We start from the raw sequence: 19,882 nt of genomic DNA, 5'->3' as shown, positions 1-19,882 counted from the left end.
CGGTGGGCGGGCAGGCAGTGCATGAACACGGCCTGGGGATCGGCGGCCGCCATCATGTCGGCGTCCACGCACCAGTCGGCAAACGCCGCGCGGCGCTCTTCGTTCTCGGCTTCATAGCCCATGCTGGTCCAGACGTCGGTGGTGACGAGATGGGCGCCCTTGCAGGCTTCCATCGGGTCCTTGAACTGGCGCAGCACCTTGTCGGACGGGTTGCCGATGCGAGCGGCCTCCAGCTCGTAGCCGGCCGGCGTGGACACGTGCAGCGTGAACCCCAGCATCTCGGCGGCGTGCAGCCAGGTGTAGGCCATGTTGTTGGCGTCGCCTACCCAGGCTACCGTCTTGCCGGCGATGGAGCCGCGGTGCTCGATGTAGGTGAAGATGTCGGCCAGGATCTGGCAGGGGTGGAATTCGTTGGTCAGGCCGTTGATCACGGGCACGCGCGAATGCGACGCGAAGCGCTCGATGCGGGTCTGCTCGAACGTGCGGATCATGACGATGTCGACCATGCGCGAAATCACGCGCGCGGTGTCCTCGATGGGCTCGGAGCGGCCCAGTTGCGAATCGTTGGAGGTCAGGTTGATGACCGAACCGCCCATCTGGTACATGCCGGCCTCGAACGACACGCGGGTGCGCGTGCTGGCCTTTTCGAACACCATGGCCAGCGTGCGGTCGTGCAGCGGCATGTGGGGCTCGTAGCGTTTGAACTTGTCCTTGATCAGGCGCGCGCGGTCCAGCACGTAGGCGATCTCGGCGGACGAGAAGTCCTTGAACTGCAGGAAGTGCCGCAAGGGGCCGTTTTGAGTCGTGGGAGGAGTCATGGTGATGTCGCAGGTCATGGGGCCCGGCCAGGCTCGTGGCCCGGGCGGGGCGTTGATTATGGTTGTTCGGCCAGGAATTCCCGGATGAGGGGAACCAGGATGGCGACGATCTGGTCGGCCTCTTCCCGGTTGAGGATCAGCGGCGGCAGCATGCGGATGACGCGGTCGCGCGTGACGTTGATGAGCAGGCCGGCTTCCATGGCGCGCAGGGCCAGGATGCCGCAGGGGCGGGCGAGCTCGATGCCCAGCATCAGGCCGCGGCCGCGGATGTCGGCGACGCCGGGCGTGCCGGCCAGTTCCCCGGCCAGCGCTTCTTTCAGATGGGCGCCCACGGTATGGGCGTTGTCCAGCAGGTTCTCGGATTCCAGGGCATCCAGCACCGCCAGCCCGGCCGCGCACACCAGGGGGCCGCCGCCGAAGGTGGTGCCGTGGCTGCCCGGGGTCAGGACGCCGGCGGCGGGGCCGGCGGCCAGCATGGCGCCTATCGGCACGCCGCCCGCCAGGCCCTTGGCGAGGGTCATCACGTCGGGCTTGATGTCGGCCCATTGGTGGGCGAACCATTTGCCGGTGCGGCCGATGCCGGACTGCACCTCGTCGATCATCAGCAGCCAGCCGCGGTCGGTGCACAGCTGGCGCAATGCCTGCAGATAGGCAATGTCGGAGGGACGGATGCCGCCTTCGCCCTGCAGCACTTCCAGCAGCACCGCGACCGTGCGGGGCTCGGCGTCGCCAGCGGCGCGCACGGCGTCCAGCTGGTTGTACGGCACCTGTACGAAGCCCGAGGGCAGGGGCTCGAAGCCCTTGCGCGCCTTGTCGCTGCCCGTGGCCGCCAGCGTGGCCAGGGTGCGGCCATGCCAGGACGAGTCCATGGTGATGATGTGGGCGTGCTTGTTGCCCCGCTGGTAGGCGTAGTAGCGCGCCAGCTTGATGGCGGCCTCGTTGGCCTCGGAGCCGCTGTTGTTGAACGCGACTTCCTGCATGCCGGACAATTCGGTCAGGCGCGCCGCCAGCGCGGTCTGCTGCGGGACTTCGTAGATGTTCGAGGTATGAATGACGCGGGCGGCCTGCTCGCTGATGGCGGCCACCAGCCCGGGGTGCGCGTGGCCCAGGCAGGACACCCCGATCCCGGCCAGCGCGTCCAGATACTTGCGCCCCTGGGCATCCCACAGCCAGACGCCCTGGCCGTGCGTGAACGATACCGGCAGCCGGGCATAGATATTGGCCAGAGGCGAGGTCATCGCGGATCCTCCTGGGGGTATGGCGGGCGCAGCCGGGCAGGCTCGCGACTGGGTCCTCTAGCCGACGCGCTTCCCCAGGGGAATCGGCGTTTGAAAGAGGGCAAAGGATCAATCATATACAATTCGCGGCGCAGGGCGCATGTTTGATCACGCCGAAGATCCGGCTTTCGTGAAAGGCGCGCTGTAGTGAAGAACTCATGGCAACTCGCGTCAGACAATTCGTAATTCATGGCGTTACCGAAAGCGGTAGCCGCTTCCGCCCCAGCGATTGGGCGGAACGGCTCGCCGGCGTAATGGCACAGTTCCGGCCCGCCGGCAGTGCCGGTAACCACCTCACCTATTCGCCCTATGTGCTGCCCGTCGTGATCGATGGCGTGCGCGGGATCGTGGTCGATCTGCGCCTGCGCGACCTCGAACCGCTGGCGTACAAGTTCGTGGTGGATTTCGCCCGCGACAACAACCTCAAGACGGAAGAGCGCGAAATCTAGGCCCCAGAACCGAAAAGCGCCCAGACCGGGCGCTTTTTCTTTGGGGGGCCGGCTTGCGCGCGCCCGATTCAGGTGCCGTAGCGGTCCAGGATCTTGCGGATATCCCGCACGCCGGGGCCGTCCGCGGTCAGCAGGGCGCGGGCCGTCACGGCTTCCAGATGGTGCTCCAGCAAGTGGAGCACGTGCTTTTCGTCGCGCGCGCGCAGGCCCGCCACGATCTCCCGGTGCTCGCTGACCGCGCATTCGCTCGAATGCGGGCGGCCATAAAGGGCCAGGATGAGCGAGCAGCGCGACACGATCTCGTTCACGTAGCGCGCATACACCGCATTGCCCGACAGCTCGGCCATCAGGATGTGGAATTCCCCGGAAAGCCGGATGGATTCGTTGGTGCTGTTGCGCTGGCGGGCTTCCTCTTCCTGCGCCACGTGCTGCTCCAGCCGCGCCAGCCCGGCCTCGGTAATGTGCTGCAGCAACCGCCGGGTAACGTCCCGCTCCAGGCAGCGCCGGGCCTCGAAGATGTCGTGCGCCTCTTCCAGGCTGGGGCGCGCCACCGCCGCCCCGCGATTGGGCCGCAAATCCACCAGCCCCTCGCTGAACAGCCGCGTCAACACGCCGCGCACGATGGTGCGGCTGACCCCGAAACGCTCGCCGATGATGTCTTCGGGCAGTTTGTCGCCGGGCAGCAAGGCCTGCTCGATGATGGCCCTGCGTAAATTTTTGTATACGATTTCGTTGCGGCTCAGGTCTTTCCTGGCGGGTGCATCTGCCGGTGGCACGGGGGATGTCATCGTCTTGTCGGCTCCTATGCCAGCGCGCTTTTCCCTAGGTGGGAATTGTCCGGCTTCTGGCGCCGGCGCGCATTTTTCTCTGTGCCGGCAAGCATACTACAACGAGGGATAAGGGTTAGCGATAGCTTGTCGCGCCGGCTGGTCGGGGTACATTGGCAACATAAATCGTATACAAATATTTATACAAAAAATTTGGACTGTCCTGAAATAAAGTGTCCGGTTTGTATACACGAACAGAGGTCCACCCATGTCCGCAGTACCCCACGCCCTCGTCAGCCCGTTGCCCGTCGCCGCGCCCTACCGGCTGCTGGTGGTCAATGGCAACACCACCTCGGAACTGACCGGCAGCCTGGCCGCCCAGGCCGAAGCCTTCCTGGGCGACGCCGCCCGGGTCCGCGCCGTGACCGTCGGGTTCGGCCCCGCCTACATCGCCAGCCGGGCGGAGGCAGCCGTGTCCGCCCATGCCGTGCTCGACACGGTGGAGCGCGAGGCGGGAGAGGCCGCCGTTCCGTTCGACGCCTGCCTGCTGGCCTGTTTCGGCGAACCCGGCATCGGCGCGGTGCGCGAGCGCCTGGACGTGCCCGTGGTGGGCATGGCGGAAGCCTCGATCATGAGCGCCATGCAGCGCGGCGACCGCTACGCCATCGTCACGGTGGGGCGGCGCTGGCCCGGCATGCTGCGCGAGCAGATCCGGCAGTGGGGCGTGGAGTCGCGCTGCGCCGGGATCCTGGCCCTGCCGGGCAATGCGCTGGACTACGTGTCGCGCTCGGCGGAATCGGCGCTGCAGGTCAGCCTGGCCCTGGACGCCGCGGTCGAGCAGGGCGCGGACGTCGTCATCGTGGCGGGCGCCGCGCTGGCCGGCTATCTGCCCAGCCTGCCGCGCCTGCCGGACGTTCCCATCATCGATTCCTACCGCGCCGCCCTGGCGCAGGTGCTGGCCCTGGCGTCCCTGGAGCGGGCGCAGCGCCTGGCCCTGGGCCGCTGACCGGCGCCGCCGGGAGTTTCCGCCTTACCCATCCGCCGGGCCGGATCCCGGCGAGTTCAGACCGATACACAAGGGAGAGTTGCAGCCATGAAGACATTGTTCAAATGGGCCGCCGGGGCCGTGATCGCACTATCGGCCGTGGCGGGGGCATCCGCCGCCAACACGCTGAAGTGGGGCGCCGCCCGGGACCTGGATTCGCTGGACCCGTACTCCTACGGCAGCACGTTCAATCTGGCGTTCCTGAACCACGTGTACGAAGCGCTGATCCGCTACGACGACAAGTTCAACATCGCGCCCGCGCTGGCCGAGTCCTGGGAGGCGACCTCGCCCACGGTGCTGCGCTTCCGGCTGCGCCAGGGCGTGAAGTTCCACAACGGCGCGCCGTTCTCGGCGGACGACGTGGTCGCGTCGCTGACCCGGGTGTCGGACGACGCCTCTCCGCTCAAGGGCAATCTGCCCGCCTTCAAGGCGGTGCGCAAGGTCGATGACTACACGGTCGACATCGAGATGACGCATCCCTATCCGCTGATGCTCAACGACCTGACCAACATCTTCATCTTCAACCGCCAATGGCTGGTGGACAACAACAGCCTCAAGCCCACGGACGCCGCGAAGAAGATCGAGGGCTATGCCACGCACAACGCCAATGGCACCGGCCCGTTCAAGGTCGAGTCCTACCGCCCCGACACGCGCACGGTGCTGGTGGTGAACCCCGGCTGGTGGGACAAGCCGCGCCACAACCTGGACCGCATCGAATTCACGCCGATCGCCTCCGCGCCGACGCGCGTGGCGGCCCTGCTGTCGGGCGACATCAATTTCACCGAGAACGCGCCGCTGCAGGACCTGGATCGGCTGCGCGCCTCCTCCAACGTGAAGGTGCTGGCCAGCACCGAGCTGCGCACGCTGTACTTCGGCTTCAACCTGGGCGACAAGCTGGTCGGCTCCAACATCACCGACCAGAATCCGCTGAAGGACGTGAAGGTGCGCCAGGCGCTCTACCTGGCGCTTTCGCCGGACCTGATCCAGAAGCGCGTCATGCGCGGCCTGTCGCGCACCACGGGCGCGCTGGTGGCGCCAGTCATCCCGGGCTACGCCAAGCAGCAGGAAGAGCGCCTGCCGTTTGACGCCGCCCGCGCCAAGAAGCTGCTGGCCGAGGCCGGCTATCCCGACGGCTTCACCGTGTCGCTGCTGTGCTCGAACGACATGTTCGTCAACGAAGAAGAAATCTGCCAGGCCGCCGCCTCCATGTGGGCGCGTATCGGCGTGAAGGCGACGCTGGCCAGCGGCCCGCGCTCGCTGCAGAACCCCAAGCGCGCCCGCGGCGAGTTCGACATCACCATCCACGGCTGGGCCAACGAACCGCAGATCGACGCGCTGTCTATCCTGCTGCAGGTGGTGCACACGCGCACGGGCCCGGCCGGCGTCTTCAACTGGGGCCAGTGGGGCGACGCGGCGCTGGACGCCCGCATCGACGCGGCCGCGGGCGAAATGGACCGTCCCAAGCGCGTGCAGATGATGGAAGAAATCCTGCAGACGCTGCATGACGACGTGCGCTTCGTGCCGCTGCACCAGCAGCCCATGGCCTGGGCGGTGGGCGACAAGGTCGGCGACGTGCTGCAGATGCCGGACAACAAGGCGCGTCTGTGGACCGTGCGCATGCAGTAATGCAGGCGATGCCTGAGGGGACCGCCGCGCCCGCCGAGAACGGGGCGGTCCTGGATCTGAAAGTGAATCCGATGGGAGCCGCACATGCTGGCGTTCATAATTAGACGCGTCTTCAACGCAGTTGGCGTCATGCTGGCGGTGGCGTTGCTGGCGTTCGTCATATTCCGGTTTGTCGGCGACCCCGTCGACATGATGCTCAACGAGCAGGCCTCGCAAACGCAGCGCGATGAATTGCGGGAACGCCTGGGCCTGAACGCGTCGGTGGGCATGCAGTTCGTGCATTTCGTGACCAACGCGGCGCAAGGCGAGTTCGGCATTTCCTACCGCAACCAGCAGGACGTGTTCGCGCTGGTGGCCGAGCGCTTCCCCGCCACCTTCGAACTCGTGTTGATGGCGACGCTGCTGTCGCTGGTGATCGGCGTGCCGCTGGGCGTGCTGACCGCCATCTACCGCAAGTCGCGGGTGGCGCAGACTTTGCAGTTCGTCTCCATCCTGGGCATCTCGCTGCCCAGCTTCGTCGTGGGGATCATGCTGATCCTGATCTTCTCGGTGCAGCTGGGCTGGCTGCCGGGCTTTGGCCGCGGCGACACGGTGAAGATAGGCTGGTGGTCCACCGGTCTGCTTACCCCCTCGGGCCGCGCGGCACTGGTGCTGCCGTCCATCACGCTGGCGCTGTTCCAGATCACGCTGATCATGCGGCTGGTGCGGGCGGAGATGCTGGAAACGCTGCGAACCGAATTCATCAAGTTCGCCCGCGCCCGCGGCCTGCCCGACCGCGTGGTGCACTTCCGGCTGGCGCTGCGCAATTGCCTGATGCCCGTCATCACCGTGACCGGCATGCAGATCGGCAACCTGATCGCCTTCGCGCTGATCACGGAAACCGTTTTCCAGTGGCCGGGCATGGGGCTGCTGTTCATTCAATCGGTCATGTTCGTGGACATTCCCGTCATGGCCGCCTACCTGGTGATCGTGTCCTTCATCTTCGTGGCGCTGAACACGCTGGTGGACATGATGTACGGCGTGGTCGATCCGCGCCTGCGCAGCCAGCACGTCAAGGGAGGCGCCAATGCTCACTAAACCTGTTTCCGTCGCCAGCCGCCGGCGCTTCGCCCGTTTCCTGCAAAGCGACCTGTGGTGGAGCCTGCGGCAGGACTACGTCGCCATGGGGGCGGGCGTGGTGCTCGTCGCCGTGGTGCTGCTGGCCCTGTTCGCGCCCTGGATCGCGCCGCAGAATCCCTACGACCTGGCCCAGCTGGACCTGCTCAACGCCGAGCTGCCGCCGGTCTGGGAAGCCGGCTCCGATCCGCAGTTCCTGCTGGGAACGGACACGCAGGGCCGCGACGTGTGGTCCGCCATCCTGTACGGCTCGCGCATGTCGCTGGTGATCGGCCTGGCCACGGTGGTGCTGTCGCTGGCGATCGGCCTGCTGGTCGGCCTGGCGGCGGGCTATTTCGGCGGCTGGGTCGACAACGCCCTCATGCGCGTGGGCGACACGCTGCTGAGCATCCCGACCATCCTGGTCGCCATCCTGGTGACGGCGGTGTTCCGCCAGCTGCTGCCGCCCGGCCTGCGCGAAACCCTGTCGGCCGTGATCCTGATCCTGGCCATCTCCATGACCAACTGGGTGCAGTACGCGCGCACCGTGCGGGCCTCGGCCCTGGTGGAGCGCGGCAAGGAATACGTGCAGGCGGCGCGCCTGATCCGGGTGAGCCCGCTGCGCGTCATGCTTACGCACATCCTGCCGAACACGCTCACGCCGGTCATGGTGACGGCCACCCTGAACCTGGGCCTGGCCATCCTGGTGGAGGCCACGCTCAGCTTCCTGGGCGTGGGCATGCCGCCCACGGAGCCGTCGCTCGGCACCCTGATCCGGCTGGGCAACCAATTCCTGTTTTCCGGGCAGTGGTGGGTGGTGGTGTTCCCCGCGCTGTACCTGAGCCTGATCGTGCTGGTGGTGAACCTGCTGGGCGACTGGCTGCGAGACGCCCTGAATCCCCGCCTGCGCTGAGCGCGGCCCTTCAAGAGTAGAACCATGCAAAACGCAACGCTGTATACCCGAGTCCGCCCCGCCGGCGGCGAGACGACCTCCGTGCTGGTGCGCGACGGCCGCATCCAGGCGCTGGGCGTCCCCGCGCCCGAAGGCGTGCCGGTCGTGGACGGAGGCGGCGCGCTCCTGTTGCCGGGCCTGATCGATGCGCACGCGCACCTGGACAAGACCCTCTACGGCATGCCCTGGTACCGCAATGAGGTGGGGCCGCGCCTGATCGATAAGATCGAAAACGAACGGAACGCGAAGCGCGCGCTGGGCATCGACCCCTACCGGCAATCGGCCCGCCAGCTCGTGATGTCGATCGCGGACGGCACCAGCCACATCCGTTCCCACGTGGACGTGGACACCGACATCGGCCTGGCGGCCATCGAAGGGGTGATGCGCGCGCGCGAGCAGTACCGCGACCAGATCGACGTGGAGATCGTGGCCTTCCCGCAAAGCGGCCTGCTGATCCGCCCGGGGACGCTGGAACTCATGGACGAAGCGTTGCGCATGGGCGCCGAGGTGGTGGGCGGGCTGGACCCGGCGGGCATGGACCGCGATCCCAAGGGCCACCTGGACGCCATCTTCGGCCTGGCGCAAAAACACGGCAAGCCGATAGACATCCACCTGCACGAAGGGGGCGAACTGGGCGCCTTCTCGATGCAGATGACCATAGACCGCGTGCTGGCGCTGGGCATGCAGGGCAAGGTCACGCTGTCGCATTCCTTCTGCCTGGGCATGCCGGACACGCAGGCGGTGCAGGGCCTGATCGACGGGCTGCTGGTAGCGGGCGTGCACATCATGACCACCGGTTCCGCGTCGCGGCCCGTGCCCAGCGTGGCGCGGCTGCATGCCGCCGGCGTCACCGTCTGTACGGGCAACGACGGCATGCGCGACACCTGGGGTCCTTACGGCAAGCCCGACATGCTGGAACGCGCCATGCTGGTGGGCCTGCGCAACAACTTCCGCCGCGACGATGAACTGGAACTGGCGCTGCGCGTGGCCACCTACGGCAACGCAAGCGTCATGGGCTTGACGGACTACGGCCTGGCGCCGGGCTGCCACGCGGATTTCGTGCTGGTGGAGGCCGAGACCGTGGCCGAGGCCATTGTGTCGCGTCCGGTGCGCAAGCTGGTGGTCAAGCGCGGCCGGGTGGTCGCCCGCGACGGCCGCGCGCTGGCGGAGGCGCCGTGATGAGCGCCGTCCAGGGGCCCGTGCTGCTGACCGCCCGCTGGGTGGTCGGCCATGAAAACGGCCGCCATTGTCTGTACGAGAACGGCGAGGTGGTGTTCGAGGGCGACCGCATCGTCTACGTCGGCTACCGCTATCCGGGGCAGGTCGCGCAGCGCCGCGATTATGGCCGCGCGCTGATCGGCCCGGGCTTCGTGGACCTGGACGCGCTGTCCGACCTGGACACCACCATCCTGGGCTTCGACAACTCGCCCGCCTGGAAGAAGGGTCGCATCTGGCCCGAGAGCTACATGCGGCAAGGCCCGTACGAGATGTACACGGCGGCCGAGCTGGCGTTCCAGAAGCGCTACGCCTTCGCCCAGCTGATCCGCAACGGCATCACGACGGCGCTGCCGATCGCCTCGCTGTTCTACCGGGTGTGGGGCGAGACCCGCGACGAGTTCCTGTCCGCGGCCAACGCGGCGGGCGAACTGGGCCTGCGCGTGTACCTGGGGCCGGCCTATCGCAGCGGCCACACCTACGTCGACGCCGAGGGAAAAATACGCTGCCACTACGACGAGCCGCGCGGCATGGCGGGCCTGACCGAAGCGCTGGCCTTCGGCGACGAGATCGAAGGGCGGCACAACGGCCGCGTGCGCGCCATGCTGTCGCCCGACCGGATCGAAACCTGCACGCCGGAACTGTTGCGCGCATCGGCCGCCGCCGCGCGCGAGCGCAACATCCCGATCCGCCTGCATTGCTGCCAATCGCGCCTGGAATACGACCTGGTGCTGGAGCAGCACGGCATGAGCCCGCCGGAATGGCTGCGCAGCCTGGATTTCCTGTCCGAGCGCGCCTTGCTGCCGCACGGCACTTACGTGTCGGGCTCGCGCCATATCGACCGGCCGGGCCGCGACGTGGAGATCATCCGGGATTCCGGCGCCAGCATCGTGCATTGCCCGCTGGTGTCCGGGCGCCACGGCGCCACGCTGGAATCGTTCGCGCGCTACCGCAAGCTGGGCGTGAACATCGGCATGGGCACGGACACCTGGCCGCCGGACATGGTGCTGAACATGCAGGCGGGCATGATGCTGTGCCGCGTGGCCGACGGTTCGACCGAGGCGGTCCGCTCCGAGGACTATTACGACGCCGCCACGGTGGGCGGCGCCGACGCGCTGGGGCGGCCGGACCTGGGCCGCTTGGCCAAGGGCGCCAAGGCCGACATCGTGGTCTTCGATTTTTCGCACGATCGCAACGGCCAGATGATCGATCCCATCCAGACGCTGATGGTGAGCGGCAGCGGGCGCGACGTAGCGCAGGTGGTGATCGACGGCCGCTTCGTCATGGTGGACGGCCGGATTCCGGGCTTCGACGCGCGCCTGGCGCAGGAACAGGCGCAGATGCAGTTCGACGGCCTGGTCGCCCGCTACCCCGACCGCACGTGGGGCCATCCCCCGGCGGACCAGATCTTTTCCTCCAGCTATCCGCGTCCCGCAAGGAGCCCGTCATGATGGCAATGCTGCCCAGCGCCGCGCAGCCGGCGCCCGCCCGTCCTCCGACCCTGTCGGTGCGCGGCCTGTCCGTTGAGTTTCCCACGCGCCACGGCGTGCTGGTGGCGACGCGGGACATCAGTTTCGACATTCTTCCGGGCGAGATCCTCGGCATGGTGGGCGAGTCCGGCGCGGGCAAATCGCTGACCGGCATGGCCGTGATCGGCCTGCTGGAGCCGCCCGGCCGGCTGGGCGGCGGAGAGATCCACCTGGCGGGCCGGCGCATCGACGACCTGCCGCCCAGCGCGCGCCAGCGCTTGCGCGGCAAGGAGATCGGCGCCATCTTCCAGGACCCGCTGACCAGCCTGCATCCCTTGTTCACGGTGGGCGACCAGCTGGTGGAGACGATCCGCCACCACGACAAGGGTTCGGCCGCGGCGGCGCGCGCGCGGGCGCTGGAGCTGTTGCGGGCCGTGGGCATCCCGGCGGCGGACCGGCGCATCGACCACTATCCGCACCAGTTCTCCGGCGGGATGCGCCAGCGCGTGGTGATCGCGCTGGCCCTGGCGGCCCGGCCCGCGCTGATCATTGCCGACGAGCCCACCACGGCGCTCGACGTGTCGGTGCAGGCGCAGATCACCGCGCTGCTGCGCCGCCTGTGCCGCGAGCAGGGCACCTCGGTGCTGCTGGTGACGCACGATATGGGGGTGATCGCCGAGACCGCCGACCGGGTGGCGGTGATGTACGCCGGCCGCATCGTGGAGATCGGTCCGGTGCTGGCCGTGCTGCGTCGTCCCGGCCATCCGTACACGCAGGGCCTGATGAACGCCATTCCGGGGCTGCGCCAGCGCGCGGCCCGGCTGAACCAGATCGATGGCGCGATGCCGCGCCTGCACGCCATGCCGGAAGGCTGTGCCTTCCATCCGCGATGCGCGATGGCGGGCCCGCGCTGCGCCCAGGCGCGCCCGCCGCTGGCCGCGTCGCCGGCGGGGGCCACCGTCAGCGCCTGCTGGCTGCACCAGGGGGGAGTCGCTCATGCCGCGTGACCATGATGATGTGCTGCTGCGGGCTGACGACCTGGCCTGCTGGTTCGACGTTTCCCCGCCCTGGCTGGAGCGCGCGCTCTCGCGCCAGCCGGAACAGACCCTGAAGGCCGTGGATGGCGTGTCGCTGTCGGTGCCGCGCGGCACCACACTGAGCATCGTCGGCGAGTCCGGCTGCGGCAAGTCCACACTGGCCAAGCTGCTGGTCGGCCTGGTGGCGCCGACGCGGGGGAGCCTGAAATACGGCCGCAACCGCAAGGGCGGAGTGCTGCATCCGCAGATGATCTTCCAGGATCCATACGCCAGCCTGAATCCGCGCTGGCGAGTCGGCAATATCGTGGCCGAGCCCATCCGCACGCTGGGCCTGCGCGCCACGCCCGCCGAGACGCGGCGCCGCGTGGACGAGTTGCTGGAACTGGTGGGGTTGTCGGCCAGCGACGCGGGCCGTTTCCCGCACGAGTTTTCCGGAGGCCAGCGCCAGCGCATCTCGATTGCGCGGGCCTTGGCGACGGAAGCCGAATTCCTGGTGTGCGACGAGCCGACCTCCGCGCTGGACGTGTCGGTGCAGGCGCAGATCCTGAACCTGATGGGCGACCTGCAGAAGGAGTTCGGGCTGACGTATGTGTTCATCAGCCACAACCTGTCGGTGGTGCGGCACGTGTCGGACAGCGTGGCGGTGATGTATCTGGGCCGCGTGGTTGAGCAGGCGCCGGCGGATCAGCTGTTCGAGTCGCCGCAGCATCCTTATACGCGGATGCTGCTGGATACGATTCCGGATCTGGACAATCCGCGGCGGGATCGGGAGCCGATGGGGGGAGAAGTGCCGAATCCGATCCAGCCGCCGGCTGGGTGTACGTTTCATCCGCGGTGTCCGATGGCGCGGGAGCAATGCAAGAAGGAGGCGCCGGCGGTCGTCAGCGTTGGGGGCGGGCGGCAAGTGCGGTGCCATGCCGTGTCGTGGGAGGTGGTGCAGGCGGCATGAGGTTTTTGTCATGCTTCGGTGAGGGTTCTTAAGACGCCCGGCGCGGCGGTGGCGCGGGATGCGCGGGTCAACGATTGCGGTCCGGAGCCTTCGCTCCGGACTCCCCCTTCGTCATCTTCGTCGCCGCCTGCGGCGCCTCCTTCAGATTCCCTCGGGCTTATCGACTCCCCGCTCATCCCGCGCCACCGCCACACCGGGCTCCAATAGCTGAAACTTCCCGGCCCCTGGGGAGGACAGGGTTCTTGAGGTTCTTGCCGCCGGAGGTGGGACGGTGGAGCATCTTGCGGGGCCCGCTCCCGGCCGGCCGCGCGGGCGGCCTCTGGGAGCTTACGCGGTGTCTTGCGTTGTGGTGATGGCGCTCTCGCGTGTGGCGGCGTTGTTGTGTGTGCTTCTGCGCGGCTGGGTGTGGTTGGAAGATTTTGCGGGGTTGCTTCTGTCGGCTGCCCGGGCAGCCGACGGAAGCATTCGGGTGTCTCGCGGTTTGCGATGCCGCTGCGCGCTTGCGTGGGATTTGCTTTGCGGGGCTCGCCTCAAGCCGGCCGCGCCGGCGGCCTTTTGAGGCTTTCACGGTGTATTGCGTCGTGGTGATGGCGTTCCCGCGCCCGCGCCATTCGTCGTCACTTGAGCTCCCATGCCTCATGACTGGCGCGATAGCGCAAGGGCGGCGCGAGAGGCTGGTCATGCGCAAGCGACTCTGCACCGCGCGCCGCCCCAACCGCCTCCCCCCACGCGTCGTTGGAGCCAATAGCAAACCACTCCTCACATGCGCGTAGCGGGCAGTGCCCCGACGCCCAAACGCACGTATGCCGATTCCGGCCGCCCGTGCGGCCGAAATCGGCGGGCCCCGCAAGACTCGACACTGAACACGGCTCCAGCAGCGCGCCGGACCCATCGACTCGTAGCTCATCGGCGTGGGCGCCGTGGCTGCGAGCAACCTCGATGCGCCCGACGGAAACCGAAGGAGTCGCCGAAGGCGAGGACGAGGTTGAGGAAGGGGTAGTCCGGCGCCCGGGCGCCGGACCGCAATCGTGGGCGCTCGTAGCCACGGCGCCCGCGACGAGGAGCGGCCTACGAAGCTACGAAGCTACGAAACGACGCAGCAACGAAACCCGCCCCTCAGCACAAAGTAAAAATCACATAAGTAATAAATAAAACTACTTAGCGTAAACCAGATCACGTAACCCCAACGACAACCCCGGCCAGTACGTAATCACCATCAAGCAAACAATCACGACTCCCACAAACGGAATCAAAGGCTTGATCAATCTCTCCAACGGCAGCTTCGCCACCGCGCATGCCGCGAACAGGTTCACGCCGAAGGGCGGGGTAATCATGCCCAGCGCCAGGTTCACCACCATGATGATCCCGAAGTGCACCGGCTCCACGCCGAACTTCAGCGCCACCGGCAGCAGCAAGGGGGCCAGCACCACGATGGAAGCCGACGTTTCGATGAACATGCCGATCACGAACAGCGCCGCGTTCACGCCCATCAGGAAGGTGAACTTGGTGTCGAAGATCTGTGCCAGCCAGACGCCCAGCGCGTCGGGGATGCCGGCGCGGTTGAGCAGGAAGCTGAAGATGCCGGCGTTGGCGATCACGAACATGATCACGGCGGTCGAGACCACTGACTTGTGCAGGGTCTCGGACAGCTGCTTGAAGCTCAGGCGGCGGTAGATGAACTTGCCCACCACTACCGCGTACATCACGGCCACCACCGAGGCCTCGGTCGGCGTGAAGACGCCGCCGTAGATGCCGCCCAGGATGATGACGGGCATCAGCAGCGCCAGCCAGGCGTTCTTGAACGCCGGCCACAGCGGCAGGCGGCCTTCGCCGTCGCGCTTGCCCAGGTTGTTGCGCTTGGCGTAGAGCCACACGTAGAACATCAGGGCGACGCCGATCAGGATCCCGGGCATGACGCCGGCGATGAACAGCTCGCCCGTGGAGGTGTCGGTGGACACGGCGAACAGGATCATCGGGATGGAGGGCGGGATGATCACGCCCAGCTCGGCCGCGCTGGCCTGTAGCGATGCCGCGAAGGGCGCGGGGTAGCCGTGGCGGATCATGGCGGGGATCAGGATCGCGCCGACGGCGAAGGTGGTGGCCACGCTGGATCCGGCTACGGCGGCGAAGATCATGCAGGTCAGCACGCAGGTGCAGGCCAAGCCGCCCTGAATGCCGCCCACCACGCTCTTGGCGAATTCCACCATGCGTTCGGAGATGCCGCCGGCCTCCATCAGGTTGCCGGCGAGGATGAAGAAGGGGATCGCGACGAGCGGGTACTTGTCCAGCGCGGCGAACAGCTGCTGGGCGACCACCAGCCAGGGCAGGTTGGCGGCGCCGACTCCCGCCAGGCTGGCCAGGCCGATCGACACGGCGACCGGCACGGACAGCCCGAAGAAAATCAGCATCGAGACAATCATGAGTTGTGACATGGCGATATCTGCTGCGTGAGTTCTATGGGGGCTCAGCCTTGCGCGTCGTTGCGCACGGGCACGTCGTCTTCCTCGCCGGCGCACCAGCGGGCCAGCACGGCGATGGCAGCCAGCGTGGCGCCCACGGGGATGGCGAGGTAGATCCAGGAAATCGAGATGTCCAGGCTGGGCACGGTCTGGAAGCGCACGCGATAGGTCATGTTGCCGCCGATCCAGGCCAGAAAGCCCAGGAAGCCGGCGCAGATCAGGCCGATGATGGCTTCGAGCACGCGGCGGCGCGTGCCGCCGAGCATATTGCGCAGCAGTTCGACGCTGATCATGGCGCCGTGGCGGAAGGCCAGGGCCACGCCCAGCAGCACGGTCCAGATCAGGAGGGCGCGGGTCAGCACTTCGCTCCAGTCGGCGGGCGAGTGCAGTACGAAGCGGGCGATGACTTGGTAGAAGGCGGCGGCCGCGGCGGCCACCAGCAAAAGTTGGGCGACGACCGAGACGAGCTTGAAGAGGCCGCGGTCTAAGGCGCAGAGCAAACGCATGATGTATCCCGTTGGCGAGGTACGCGAGGGGTGGGGACGACAAGCGGCGGGACTGTGATCCCGCCGCCTGGGGCGATATGCCCCGGATCCGGGGCGGGCCCTGATTACTTGGTGTCGCGGATCGAGTCGATCAGCTTCTTGTCGAACTTCTTGTAGTACTCGGGATAGGCGGGTTCGACGGCGGCGGCGAACGCGGCGCGATCGACCTCGGACACCTGCATGCCTTCCTTCTTCAGCTGCTCGACGCCCGTCTTTTCGATGTTGTCGACGTAGGCGCGCATGGCCTGGGCGGATTCCTTGCCTGCCTTGTCGAAGTTGGCCTTGTCTGCGGCGGACAGCCCGTCATAGACGTTGGCCGACATCAGCACCAGGGCCGGGCCGTAGACGTGACCGGTCAAGGACAGGTACTTCTGCATCTGCGACAGCTTTGCCGAGGTGATCACCGACAGCGGGTTTTCCTGGCCGTCGATCGTGCCCTGCTGCAGGGCGGTGGCCACTTCCGGCCATGCCATGGGCGTGGGCAGGATGCCGATCTGGCGGAACGCCGTGATGTGGATCGGGTTTTCCGTGGTGCGGATCTTCAGGCCCTTGGCGTCGGCCGGGGTCTTGACCGGGCGCACGTTGTTGGTCAGGTGGCGGAAGCCCTGTTCGCCCCAGGCCAGGGCGACGATGCCGCGGCCGGGGAACTTTGCCAGCATATCCTGGCCTATCTTGCTGTCCAGCACTTTGCGGGCGTGGTCCAGGTCGCGCAGCAGGAAGGGGATGTCGAAGACGCCGGTTTCGGGAACGAAGTTCAGGGTGGCGCCGGTGGACACGATGGCCAGGTCGATGGTGCCGATCTGCAGGCCCTCGATCACTTCTCGCTCGCCGCCCAGCGCGCTGTTGGCGAATTGCTGTACCTTGTACTTGCCGTTGGTGGAGCCCTCGATGGACTTGGCCAGGGCGTCGGCGCCGGCGCCGTAGTGCGACGACGTGGACAGCGCGTAGGCCATCTTCAGGGTGTTTTGCGCCACGGCGGGCAGGGAGGTCGCGGCCGCGCAAGCGGCCAGAATCGAGGCGGCTAGCCAGGATTTACGCATAGTCTTCTCCAAAAGTCAGTATTGTTTTGCCGCCGGACCGCCCCAAGGCAAAACGGCCCCCTTTGGGGGGCAGCAAGCCGAAGGCGCGGCGTGGGGGCCATTTTCGGTGGCACAGCCTCCCGCCCCGGGATGATATCGGGATTCGGCCCCGATTCAGGCCGTTGGTTAACATTGTGGAATGATGGATTTCCCTGATATGTCACGGGCCAAGCGCCCCGGATTCTGGTCCACCCTGCGCCTGGGCGCCAGGATGATGATGCGTGACGCGCGCGCCGGCGAGCTTCGGCTGCTGGTGCTGGCGCTGGTCGTGGCGGTGGCCGCCGTGACCAGCGTGGGCTTCCTGGCCGACCGGGTCGGGCGGGCGCTGGAGCGCGACGCGGGGCAGATGCTCGGCGCCGACCTGGTGCTGGACGCCGACGAGCCGGTGCCGGCCGCTTTCCTGGACCAGGCCCGCGAGCGCGGCCTGGCCGTCTCCAGCACCTGGCAGTTCCCGTCCATGGTGGGGGCGGGAGACGCGGCCCAGCTGGCCGCGCTGAAGGCGGTCGAGCCGGGCTACCCGCTGCGCGGGGCCTTGAGGGTGACGGACGCGCCGTTCGCGCCCGACGCCGCCACTCGCGACGTTCCGCCGGAAGGCGCGGTGTGGGTGGACGGGCAACTGCTGTCCCTGCTGAACCTGAAGGTGGGGGACACCCTGAACGTCGGCGACGCCCATTTGCGCATCGACCGGGTCATTACCTATGAGCCCGACCGCGGCATGCAGTTCGTCAACGTGGCGCCGCGGGTGCTGCTTCGGGCCAGCGACCTGCCCGCCACCGGCCTGATCGCGCCGGGCAGCCGGATCGGCCATGCCCTGCTGGTGGCCGGCCAGCCCGACGCGGTGGCCGGCTACTCGGCCTGGCTCAAGCAGAACCTGAAGCGGGGCCAGAAGGTGGCCACGCTGGAATCCGGCCGTCCGGAGGTGCGCCGCACGCTGGACCGCGCGCAGCGCTTCCTGTCGCTGGTCGCGCTGCTGGCCGTGCTGATCTCGGCGGTGGCCGTGGCGCTGGCGGCGGGCCGCTACATGGCGCGCCACCGGGACGGCGTGGCGGTCATGCGCTGCCTGGGGGCGGTGCAATCGCAGGTGTCGCGCATGCTGACGCTGGAATTTACCCTGGTGGGCCTGTTCTCCTCGGCCGCGGGCTGCCTGCTGGGCTACGCGGTGCACCAGGTGCTGGTCATGCTGCTGGGGTCGCTCATCGACACCACCTTGCCGGCACCCTCGGCCATCCCGGCCCTGCAGGGGCTGCTGACGGGCCTCTTGCTGTTGCTGGGCTTCGCCTTGCCCGCGCTGGCCCAGTTGCGGCACGTGCCACCCGCCCGGGTGCTGCGGCGCGACGCGGACGCGCTGAGCGCGCGCAGCGCGTTGGGCTACGTCCTGGGCGCCACCGGCTTCGCCCTGCTGATCTGGTGGTTCGCCGGCGACGCCAAGCTGGGCGCCGTGGTGGCGGGCGGCTTCCTGGGCGCCTTCGCGGTGTTCGCGCTGGTGGCCTGGCTGTGCATCCTGGGCCTGGCGCGCGTGCGCGGGCTGGCCGCCGGCCTGCCGGCGCTGCGCTTCGCGCTGGCCGGCGTGGTGCGCCGACGCGCCGCGACCATCACCCAGGTGTGCGCGCTGGCCGTGGGCCTGATGGCGCTGCTCCTCCTGGCCATGACCCGGACCGACCTGATCCAGGGCTGGCAGCGGACCTTGCCGCCGGACGCGCCCAACCGCTTCCTGATCAACGTGCAGCCGGACCAGCGCGAAGCCGTGACCGCCGCGCTCACCCGCGAGGGCCTGGGCCGCATTTCGCTCTCGCCCATGGTGCGCGGCCGGCTCATCGCCATCAACGGCCGCGCCGTCGGCCCGGACGACTACGAGGAACCCCGCGCCAAGCGGCTGGTGGACCGCGAGTTCAACCTGTCCTACGGCGACGAGCTGCCGTCCTCCAACCGGATCGAGCAGGGCCGCTGGCTGGCCCCCGGCTCGGCGGAGGTGTCGCTGGAGTCCGGCCTGGCCAAGACCCTGGGCATCAAGCTGGGCGACAAGATGACGTTCGACGTGGCGGGCCAGCAGGTCGAAGTGGCCGTCTCGGGCACCCGCCGGGTCGACTGGGATACCATGCGGGTGAATTTTTTCGCCATCCTGACCCCCGCCTCGCTGGCCGACATGCCCCAAAGCTGGATCACCTCGTTCTATCTGCCGCCGGACAAGGCGGCGGCGCTGCCCGCGCTGGTGCGAGAATTCCCCAACCTGACGGTCTTCGACGTGGGCGCCATTCTGCAGCAGTTGCAGTCGGTGCTGAACGAGGTGGGCCGCGCCGTGCAGTTGCTGTTCCTGTTCACGCTGGCGGCCGGCGTGCTGGTGCTGTCCGCGGCCCTGACCGCCACGCGCGACGAACGCATGCGCGAGGCCGCGGTGCTGCGCGCGCTGGGCGCGACCCGCAACCAACTGGCCCGGTCCCAGCGCATCGAATTGTGGGCCGTGGGCGGCCTGGCGGGCCTGCTGGCCGCCGCTGGCGCCACGGCGATTGCTTGGGCTTTGTCAACCCAGGTGTTCGATTTCACGATTACTCTTAGCCTTTGGCCATGGCTGGCAGGCATCGTCGCGGGCATGCTCGGCGCATGGGCGGGCGGCGCGCTTGCCCTGCGGGGCGTCTTGCGCACGCCGCCGCTGGTTACCCTACGAGAGACCTGATGACGACCCGCGTCCACCCCATTACCGAACCCGTGGAAAACTCCCGCAGTATTTTCGACCTGCTGGGCGGCGAGCCCGGCGTGCGCGCCCTGGTCGACCGCTTCTATGACCTGATGGACATGGAGCCCGACCTGAAGGAGCTGCGCGCCGCCCACGGCCCCAGCCTCGACGAGGCGCGCGACAAGCTGTTCTGGTTCCTGTGCGGCTATTTCGGCGGCCCGGACCACTATATAGAACGCTTCGGCCATCCGCGGCTGCGCGCCAGGCACCTGCCGTTCTCGATCGGCGAGGCCGAACGCGACCAGTGGGTGACCTGCATCGGGCGCGCCATGGAGGACGAGGGCATCGAGCCGGCCCTGGTGGACCGCCTGCTGCAGTCGTTCTACGGCGTGGCCGACTGGATGCGCAACCGTGAGGGCTGAGGACGGC

17 protein-coding genes are annotated in these 19,882 nt (G+C 67.9%); 11 read left to right on the top strand and 6 right to left on the bottom strand.

Annotation, left to right across the window (positions count from 1 at the left end; translation table 11 throughout):
* Positions 1-818, bottom strand: an 818-nt coding sequence (gene argF, locus ADE01S_RS24810; protein ID WP_062684410.1) for an ornithine carbamoyltransferase, incomplete at its 3' end; no start/stop codon positions are given.
* A gap of 56 nt (positions 819-874) precedes the next feature.
* Positions 875-2,056 (bottom strand): aspartate aminotransferase family protein, encoded by a 1,182-nt coding sequence (locus tag ADE01S_RS24805; RefSeq protein WP_062684404.1) that lies wholly within the window; start codon positions 2,054-2,056, stop codon positions 875-877.
* Positions 2,057-2,253: 197 nt separating this feature from the next.
* On the opposite strand from ADE01S_RS24805, the gene ADE01S_RS24800 reads away from it, so the two are divergent.
* Positions 2,254-2,544 (top strand): DUF3579 domain-containing protein, encoded by a 291-nt coding sequence (locus tag ADE01S_RS24800; protein WP_062684403.1) that lies wholly within the window; start codon positions 2,254-2,256, stop codon positions 2,542-2,544.
* A 68-nt stretch (positions 2,545-2,612) separates the two neighbouring features.
* Here ADE01S_RS24800 and ADE01S_RS24795 read toward each other — a convergent pair whose 3' ends face one another.
* On the bottom strand, positions 2,613-3,332 hold the full coding sequence (locus tag ADE01S_RS24795; protein ID WP_062684402.1) for a GntR family transcriptional regulator: 720 nt from the start codon (positions 3,330-3,332) through the stop codon (positions 2,613-2,615).
* Positions 3,333-3,579: 247 nt separating this feature from the next.
* Here ADE01S_RS24795 and ADE01S_RS24790 point away from each other — a divergent pair, with 247 nt between their 5' ends.
* From ADE01S_RS24790 to ADE01S_RS24755, 8 genes are all read left to right on the top strand, one after another.
* The gene (locus ADE01S_RS24790) at positions 3,580-4,317 is read left to right on the top strand and encodes an aspartate/glutamate racemase family protein (RefSeq protein ID WP_062684401.1); all 738 of its coding nucleotides are present in this window, start codon (positions 3,580-3,582) and stop codon (positions 4,315-4,317) included.
* An 87-nt stretch (positions 4,318-4,404) separates the two neighbouring features.
* Complete coding sequence (locus ADE01S_RS24785) at positions 4,405-5,982, top strand: ABC transporter substrate-binding protein (protein ID WP_062684400.1); 1,578 nt, start codon at positions 4,405-4,407, stop codon at positions 5,980-5,982.
* Positions 5,983-6,066: 84 nt separating this feature from the next.
* Positions 6,067-7,059, top strand: a complete 993-nt coding sequence (locus ADE01S_RS24780; protein ID WP_062684399.1) for an ABC transporter permease — start codon at positions 6,067-6,069, stop codon at positions 7,057-7,059.
* Entirely contained in the window at positions 7,049-7,990 is a 942-nt protein-coding gene (locus tag ADE01S_RS24775; RefSeq protein ID WP_062684398.1) for an ABC transporter permease, read from the top strand. The genes ADE01S_RS24780 and ADE01S_RS24775 overlap by 11 nt, the downstream gene beginning before the upstream one ends.
* Positions 7,991-8,014: 24 nt before the next feature.
* Positions 8,015-9,208, top strand: coding sequence for an amidohydrolase family protein (locus ADE01S_RS24770; RefSeq protein WP_062684397.1), 1,194 nt, complete (start codon positions 8,015-8,017; stop codon positions 9,206-9,208).
* Positions 9,208-10,695, top strand: a complete 1,488-nt coding sequence (locus ADE01S_RS24765; RefSeq protein ID WP_062684396.1) for an amidohydrolase family protein — start codon at positions 9,208-9,210, stop codon at positions 10,693-10,695. The genes ADE01S_RS24770 and ADE01S_RS24765 overlap by 1 nt, the downstream gene beginning before the upstream one ends.
* A complete protein-coding gene (locus ADE01S_RS24760; RefSeq protein WP_062684395.1) occupies positions 10,692-11,720 on the top strand; it encodes an ABC transporter ATP-binding protein in 1,029 nt (342 codons plus the stop codon). Before ADE01S_RS24765 ends, ADE01S_RS24760 begins: the two co-directional genes overlap by 4 nt.
* Positions 11,710-12,699: an ABC transporter ATP-binding protein gene (locus ADE01S_RS24755; protein ID WP_062684394.1), complete on the top strand. Its 990-nt coding sequence runs from the start codon at positions 11,710-11,712 to the stop codon at positions 12,697-12,699. Before ADE01S_RS24760 ends, ADE01S_RS24755 begins: the two co-directional genes overlap by 11 nt.
* Positions 12,700-13,853: 1,154 nt before the next feature.
* Here the strand turns inward: ADE01S_RS24755 and ADE01S_RS24750 are convergent.
* The 3 genes from ADE01S_RS24750 to ADE01S_RS24740 all read right to left on the bottom strand — a co-directional run bounded on the left by ADE01S_RS24750 (position 13,854) and on the right by ADE01S_RS24740 (position 16,743).
* Complete coding sequence (locus ADE01S_RS24750) at positions 13,854-15,131, bottom strand: TRAP transporter large permease (protein WP_062684393.1); 1,278 nt, start codon at positions 15,129-15,131, stop codon at positions 13,854-13,856.
* A 32-nt stretch (positions 15,132-15,163) separates the two neighbouring features.
* A complete protein-coding gene (locus ADE01S_RS24745; protein WP_062684392.1) occupies positions 15,164-15,664 on the bottom strand; it encodes a TRAP transporter small permease in 501 nt (166 codons plus the stop codon).
* Between the two features lie 104 nt (positions 15,665-15,768).
* Positions 15,769-16,743, bottom strand: a complete 975-nt coding sequence (locus ADE01S_RS24740) for a TRAP transporter substrate-binding protein (protein ID WP_062684391.1) — start codon at positions 16,741-16,743, stop codon at positions 15,769-15,771.
* A 178-nt stretch (positions 16,744-16,921) separates the two neighbouring features.
* Between ADE01S_RS24740 and ADE01S_RS24735 the strand changes: the two genes are divergently transcribed.
* Positions 16,922-19,453, top strand: coding sequence for an ABC transporter permease (locus ADE01S_RS24735; RefSeq protein ID WP_082775892.1), 2,532 nt, complete (start codon positions 16,922-16,924; stop codon positions 19,451-19,453).
* Positions 19,453-19,875: a group II truncated hemoglobin gene (locus tag ADE01S_RS24730; RefSeq protein ID WP_082775891.1), complete on the top strand. Its 423-nt coding sequence runs from the start codon at positions 19,453-19,455 to the stop codon at positions 19,873-19,875. Before ADE01S_RS24735 ends, ADE01S_RS24730 begins: the two co-directional genes overlap by 1 nt.
* The last annotated feature ends 7 nt before the right edge of the window (positions 19,876-19,882 follow it).

It is taken from the genome of Achromobacter denitrificans NBRC 15125 (assembly GCF_001571365.1).
Classification (GTDB): Bacteria; Pseudomonadota; Gammaproteobacteria; order Burkholderiales; family Burkholderiaceae_B; genus Achromobacter; species Achromobacter denitrificans.
This window is presented reverse-complemented; position numbering and strand designations above follow the sequence as displayed.